At 54.9% G+C, this 6041-nt stretch carries 6 protein-coding genes; all 6 read right to left on the reverse strand.

All coding sequences use genetic code 11. The features are described 5' to 3' along the window. Positions 1–195: 195 nt before the first annotated feature. Complete coding sequence (gene sufB, locus VU18_RS13050; RefSeq protein WP_011232461.1) at positions 196–1593, reverse strand: Fe-S cluster assembly protein SufB; 1398 nt, start codon at positions 1591–1593, stop codon at positions 196–198. A gap of 6 nt (positions 1594–1599) precedes the next feature. Then, positions 1600–2049: a Fe-S cluster assembly sulfur transfer protein SufU gene (gene sufU / locus VU18_RS13055; RefSeq protein WP_013144310.1), complete on the reverse strand. Its 450-nt coding sequence runs from the start codon at positions 2047–2049 to the stop codon at positions 1600–1602. Then, positions 2039–3259 carry a cysteine desulfurase gene (locus tag VU18_RS13060; RefSeq protein ID WP_021321769.1) on the reverse strand — a complete coding sequence of 407 codons (1221 nt, stop codon included), beginning with the start codon at positions 3257–3259 and terminating at the stop codon, positions 2039–2041. The genes sufU and VU18_RS13060 overlap by 11 nt, the downstream gene beginning before the upstream one ends. Beyond that, positions 3256–4566 carry a Fe-S cluster assembly protein SufD gene (gene sufD, locus VU18_RS13065; protein WP_014196680.1) on the reverse strand — a complete coding sequence of 437 codons (1311 nt, stop codon included), beginning with the start codon at positions 4564–4566 and terminating at the stop codon, positions 3256–3258. Before sufD ends, VU18_RS13060 begins: the two co-directional genes overlap by 4 nt. A gap of 17 nt (positions 4567–4583) precedes the next feature. Then, positions 4584–5363, reverse strand: a complete 780-nt coding sequence (sufC, locus tag VU18_RS13070; RefSeq protein ID WP_014196681.1) for a Fe-S cluster assembly ATPase SufC — start codon at positions 5361–5363, stop codon at positions 4584–4586. A 254-nt stretch (positions 5364–5617) separates the two neighbouring features. Further along, positions 5618–5980, reverse strand: a complete 363-nt coding sequence (locus VU18_RS13075) for a carboxymuconolactone decarboxylase family protein (protein ID WP_031205993.1) — start codon at positions 5978–5980, stop codon at positions 5618–5620. Positions 5981–6041 lie beyond the last annotated feature (61 nt).

Consider the following 6041-nt stretch of genomic DNA (forward strand, 5'->3'; position numbering starts at 1 on the left):
GCCCAAAAAAGAGCGCTCCCCTAAAAACATGCTCCCATGAGGGAGGAAATGGCCTGCAGGGCGGCCTTGACGCTTCCAGAGACCACCGGAGAGAATAAGCGCCGGCCGCTCCCTTGTTTTGCCCTGCGTCGATCATGTGGGCGTTTTGTGGGGGAAGCACCCCCAAGCGAACGCTCCACCCTTGATTCATCAAGCTTACCCAATGCTTCCTTCCATCTCGAATTTGATCAAGCGGTTCATCTCGACCGCGTATTCCATCGGCAGCTCCCGCGTGAACGGCTCGATGAAGCCCATGACGATCATTTCCGTCGCTTCCTGCTCGGAAATGCCGCGGCTCATCAAGTAGAACAGCTGCTCTTCCGACACTTTCGACACTTTCGCTTCGTGTTCAAGCGACACGTTGTCGTTTAAAATTTCGTTGTACGGAATCGTATCCGATGTCGACTGGTTGTCGAGAATGAGCGTATCGCATTCGATGTTCGAGCGCGAGCCGGACGCTTTGCGGCCGAAATGGACCATGCCGCGATACGTCACCTTGCCGCCTTGTTTCGAGATCGACTTCGAGACGATCGTCGACGACGTATTCGGCGCCAGATGAATCATTTTCGCCCCGGCGTCTTGGTGCTGCCCTTTGCCGGCGATGGCAATCGACAGTGTCAAGCCGCGCGCCCCTTCGCCTTTTAAGATGACGGCCGGGTATTTCATCGTCAGCTTCGAGCCGATGTTGCCGTCAATCCATTCCATCGTCGCGTTTTCTTCGCAGACGGCGCGCTTCGTCACCAAGTTGAAGACGTTGTTCGCCCAGTTTTGGATCGTCGTGTAGCGGCAGTACGCGCCTTTTTTGACGATGATCTCAACAACCGCGCTATGGAGCGAGTTCGTCGTGTAAATCGGCGCCGTGCAGCCCTCGACGTAATGGACGTGCGCCCCTTCGTCCACGATGATGAGCGTCCGTTCAAACTGCCCCATGTTTTCCGAGTTGATGCGGAAGTACGCCTGAAGCGGCGTATCGACTTTGACGCCTTTCGGGACGTAGATGAACGAACCGCCCGACCAGACGGCCGAGTTCAAGGCCGCAAATTTGTTGTCCGTCGGCGGCACGACTTTGGCGAAATACTCGCGGAACAAGTCTTCGTTTTCCTTCAGCGCCGAGTCGGTGTCTTTAAAGATGACACCGAGTTTTTCGAGGTCTTCTTTCATGTTGTGGTAGACGACCTCGGATTCATATTGCGCCGAGACGCCGGCCAAATATTTTTGTTCCGCCTCTGGAATCCCTAATTTATCGAACGTCGCTTTAATTTCCGCCGGCACTTCATCCCATGAGCGGCCCGATTTTTCCGTCGGTTTGACGTAGTACGTAATTTCATCGAAATCGAGGCTTGACAAGTCGCCGCCCCATTGCGGCATCGGTTTGCTGTAGAAGATGTCGAGCGCTTTTAAGCGGAACTCGAGCATCCATTGCGGCTCGTTTTTCATCCGCGAAATTTCTTCGACGACTTCACGCGTCAGGCCGCGCTGGGCGCGGAAGACGGAGACGTCCTTGTCGACGAAGCCGTACTTGTATTCACCGATTTCCGGTGCTTTTTTCGCCATCTCGGTTCACCTTCCTTCATGTTCATGATTGTGCAGCCCTTTTTCGAGCGCTTTCCACGCGAGCGTCGCGCATTTGATGCGGGCCGGAAACTTGGAAACGCCTTGGAGCGCTTCGATGTCGCCAAGGTCGACGGAATCGTCGTACTCTTTCCCTTGGATCATGTCGGAAAAAATGTGGGCGAGCCGAAGCGCTTCTTCCACCGTTTTCCCTTTGATCGCCTGCGTCATCATCGACGCCGACGACATCGAAATCGAACAGCCTTCCCCTTCAAATTTGACGTCGGCGACTTTTCCGTCTTCAACTTTCATCGTCAAGTGGATGCGGTCGCCGCACGTCGGGTTGTTCATGTTGACATCGACGTTCGTGCCCTCAAGCACCCCGCGGTTGCGCGGGTTTTTATAATGATCCATAATGACTTGGCGGTAAAGCTGGTCCAACGGATGGTTAGAAGACATGGCTGAAGTACTCCTTCGCTTTCTGTAATGCGGCGATGAACCGGTCGATTTCCTCTTTCGTATTGTAAAGGTAAAAGCTCGCCCGGGCGGTCGCCGTCACGCCGAGCCATTTCATGAGCGGCTGGGCGCAATGGTGGCCGGCGCGGATGGCGACCCCTTCTGCGTCCAAAACGGTCGCCACATCGTGCGGATGCACCCCTTCGATGTTAAACGTCACAAGCCCCGCCCGTTCTTTCGGGCCATAGACGGTGACGCCGTCGATGTCCGCCATTCGTTCAAGCGCATATTGCGCCAGCTCGTGCTCATGGGCGGCGATGGCGTCCAAGCCGACTTGTTCAAGGAAATCGATCGCCGCCCCAAGGCCAATCGCCCCGGCGATGATCGGCGTGCCGCCTTCAAACTTCCACGGCAGCTCTTTCCACGTTGAGTCGTACAGCTCGACAAAATCGATCATTTCGCCGCCGAACTCGACCGGCTCCATCTGCTCAAGCCATTTCTTTTTGCCATATAATACGCCGATTCCCGTCGGCCCGCACATTTTATGGCCGGAAAGGGCGAGAAAATCGCAATCAAGTTCCTGAACATCGACCTTCATATGCGGAGCGCTTTGCGCCGCATCGACGACGACGACCGCCCCGCGCTCATGGGCGAGGCGGGCGATCTCCCGCACCGGGTTGATCGTCCCAAGCACGTTCGATACATGAGCAATGGCGACAATCTTCGCTGCTTCGGTGACGGTCGCCTCGACATCGCGCAGATCGATCGTGCCGTCTTCCTGCATTGGAATGTATTTTAACGTCGCCCCCGTTTGCTTCGCCAGCTGCTGCCACGGAATCAAGTTGCTGTGATGCTCCATGTACGTGATGACGATCTCATCGCCTTCTTTGACGTTGGCGCGCCCGTAGCTTGCAGCGACCAAGTTGAGCGCAGCGGTTGTGCCGCGCGTAAAGATGATTTCCTGCGCCGATTGGGCGTTTAAAAACCGCCGCACTTTTTCGCGCGCGCCTTCGTACGCGTCCGTCGCCTTCGTCCCGAGCGTATGGACGCCGCGGTGGACGTTCGAGTTGTACTCGCGGTAATAGCGGTCAAGCGCCTCAATCACCGGCAGCGGCTTTTGCGATGTCGCCGCGCTGTCGAAATAAACGAGCGGATGGCCGTTGACGTCCTGATGCAAAATTGGAAACAACGCGCGAATGTCGTTTACATTCATGATTGAACTTTCCTTTCAATCACTTCAATTAATTGGTTTTTCACGCCTTCAATTGGAATCGCCTCGACGACCGGCGCCAAAAAGCCGTGGATGATGAGCCGTTCCGCGTCGCGTCTCGGAATGCCGCGGCTCATTAAGTAATACAATTGGATCGGATCGACGCGTCCCACCGATGCCGCGTGGCCCGCCATGACGTCGTCTTCATCAATGAGCAAAATCGGGTTCGCATCGCCGCGCGCTTTTTCGCTCAACATCAAGACGCGCGACTCCTGCTCGGCGTTTGATTTTGACGCGCCGTGCTCAATTTTCCCGATGCCGTTGAAAATCGAGGTCGCGCTGTCGCGGACGACGCCGTGTTTTAAAATGTGGCCTTCTGTATGCTTTCCGTAATGAATGACGCTCGTCGTAAAGTTTTGCACTTGCTCGCCGCGGCTGACCGCGACCGTTTTCGTATCGCCGAACGAGCCGTCGCCGACAAGGCGGGTGATGTTCTCGGAGACCGTGTTGCCGTCATTCATCAGCCCGAGCGCCCATTCGATCCGTCCGTCGCGCCCGGCGATGCCGCGCCGATTGACATACGTCGTTGTGCCTTTGGCCAAATGGTCGACAGCGGCGAAAAAGACGCTTGCGTTCGCTTGGGCAAACACCTCGGCAACCACATTGACGACCGCGTTTCCTTCGCGGCTTGCCGATATATAATTTTCGACAAACACGACGCGGCTGTTGTCTTCCGCCACGACGATGACATGGTTGAACAAGGCGATATCGTCTTCGTCTTGAATATAGACCGCCTGAAGCGGCGTTTCAATCTCCACGTTTTTCGGCACATAGACAAACACACCGCCGTTGAGCAGCGCCGCATGGAGCGCGGCAAGGCGGTGCTCATCCGGCTTGACCGCCGTCATCAAATAGTTTTTCAGCAAATCGCCATGCTCGCGCGCTGCTGTGAAGATGTCGGTGAAAATGACGCCTTTTTCTTTTAATTCATCGGACAGCGACACGTACGCCGGCGTATGGTTGCGCTGCACGTACAAGTTTTTCGTTCCTTCGCCCGCCTCGATGAGCGCCTTGACCGCTTCCGGCAAATCGTCAAGACCATCATACGGCGCGCTGTCGACCGTGTGGCGGGCGAACTCGGTGAAATTCCATTTGTCGATTTTCGTCTTCTCCGGTTTCGGAAGCGGCAGCCGCTCCGCCAGCCGAAGCGCCTCAAGGCGCCGCGCCGTCAGCCAGTCCGGCTCGCCGCGCCCGCTTGAGAACGTGCGGATGTATGTTTCATCGAATGGGATTTTCGTTTCTGTCGCCATAATCCTCCTCCTAACGCTTACGCTTCTTGTCCGACCGTTTCGTCTTCAATGCCAAGCTCTTTTTTGATCCAGTCGTACCCTTCCGCCTCAAGCCGCTGCGCCAGTTCCGGACCGCCGGATTTGACGATGCGCCCTTGCATCATGACGTGCACGTAATCCGGCGTGATGTAGTTCAATAACCGTTGGTAGTGAGTGATGATCAAACAGCCGAATTCGCTGCTGCGCATTTCGTTGACGCCTTTGGCGACAATTTTCAGCGCGTCAATGTCCAATCCGGAGTCGATCTCGTCCAAAATGGCGATTTTCGGTTCAAGCATCATCAGCTGCAAAATTTCATTTCGCTTTTTCTCCCCGCCCGAGAATCCTTCGTTCAAGTAACGGTGCGCCATATCCGGGTTCATTTCGAGAAACGCCATTTTTTCATCGAGCTTGCGGATGAATTTCATGAGCGAAATTTCGTTGCCCTCGCCAAGCCGGGCATTGATCGCAGCGCGCAAAAAGTCGGCGTTCGTCACTCCACTGATTTCGCTTGGGTATTGCATCGCCAAAAACAGGCCGGCGCGCGCCCGTTCGTCGACTTCCATCTCAAGGACATCCTGGCCGTCGAGCGTCACCGATCCTTCTGTCACTTCATATTTTGGATGGCCCATAATGGCCGATGCCAGCGTCGACTTCCCCGTTCCGTTCGGACCCATGATGGCGTGGATTTCCCCGCCTTTGATTTCCAAGTCAACCCCTTTTAAAATCTCTTTCCCTTCCACCGCAACGTGGAGATTTTGAATCGTCAACACTGCCATGCAGCATACCTCCAATTTCTGCTTGAAAATAGTCATCGCTCGCTGTTGACCCAGCGGACGCTCATTCTCATTTTATTCTCATTACAATCTTATAACAAATGAAAAATATGCGCAACTATTCCGCCCCCTTTTTCACTATGTAGACGCAACTAAACGGAGAAAAACAGGAAAAAGGGACAGCGCTTTTTATATTTTACACGAAAACGGGCTGTTTGTACGAGCTTTTGCAAAAAAAAAGACCCCGTTGCCGGAGTCTAATGGGCTGTCCGCAGCTCGCGGAGGCATTCCTGCACGAGCGTCACCGCCTGGCTCATCGCCGCCCCGCCGCCAAACGCGGCCGCCACCGCGCATACTTCCAAAATTTCCCGTTCCGACGCTCCTTCGTCAAGGCATCCTTTCGTATGGTAAATCGTGCAATACTCGTCTTGCGCCGCCAAGCTGATGCCGAGGGCAATCAATTGTTTTTCTTTTTTTGACAGCGCTCCCTCGGCAAAGCACGCTTCCGTAAACGCGTTAAACCGCTCGGCCACATTCGGAAGTTTTTTGGTGAACGCCCCAATTCCCTCTTTGTAGCGATGAAGCGCGGATTCGACCGATGCATGTGTTCCGTTGTTCATCATCATTTTCCTCCCTTTGTTCGTTTCTGCTGTTAGTATGCGTCAACTACCCCCACTTCGC

This window comes from Geobacillus sp. ZGt-1, assembly GCF_001026865.1.
Classification (GTDB): Bacteria; Bacillota; Bacilli; order Bacillales; family Anoxybacillaceae; genus Geobacillus; species Geobacillus thermoleovorans.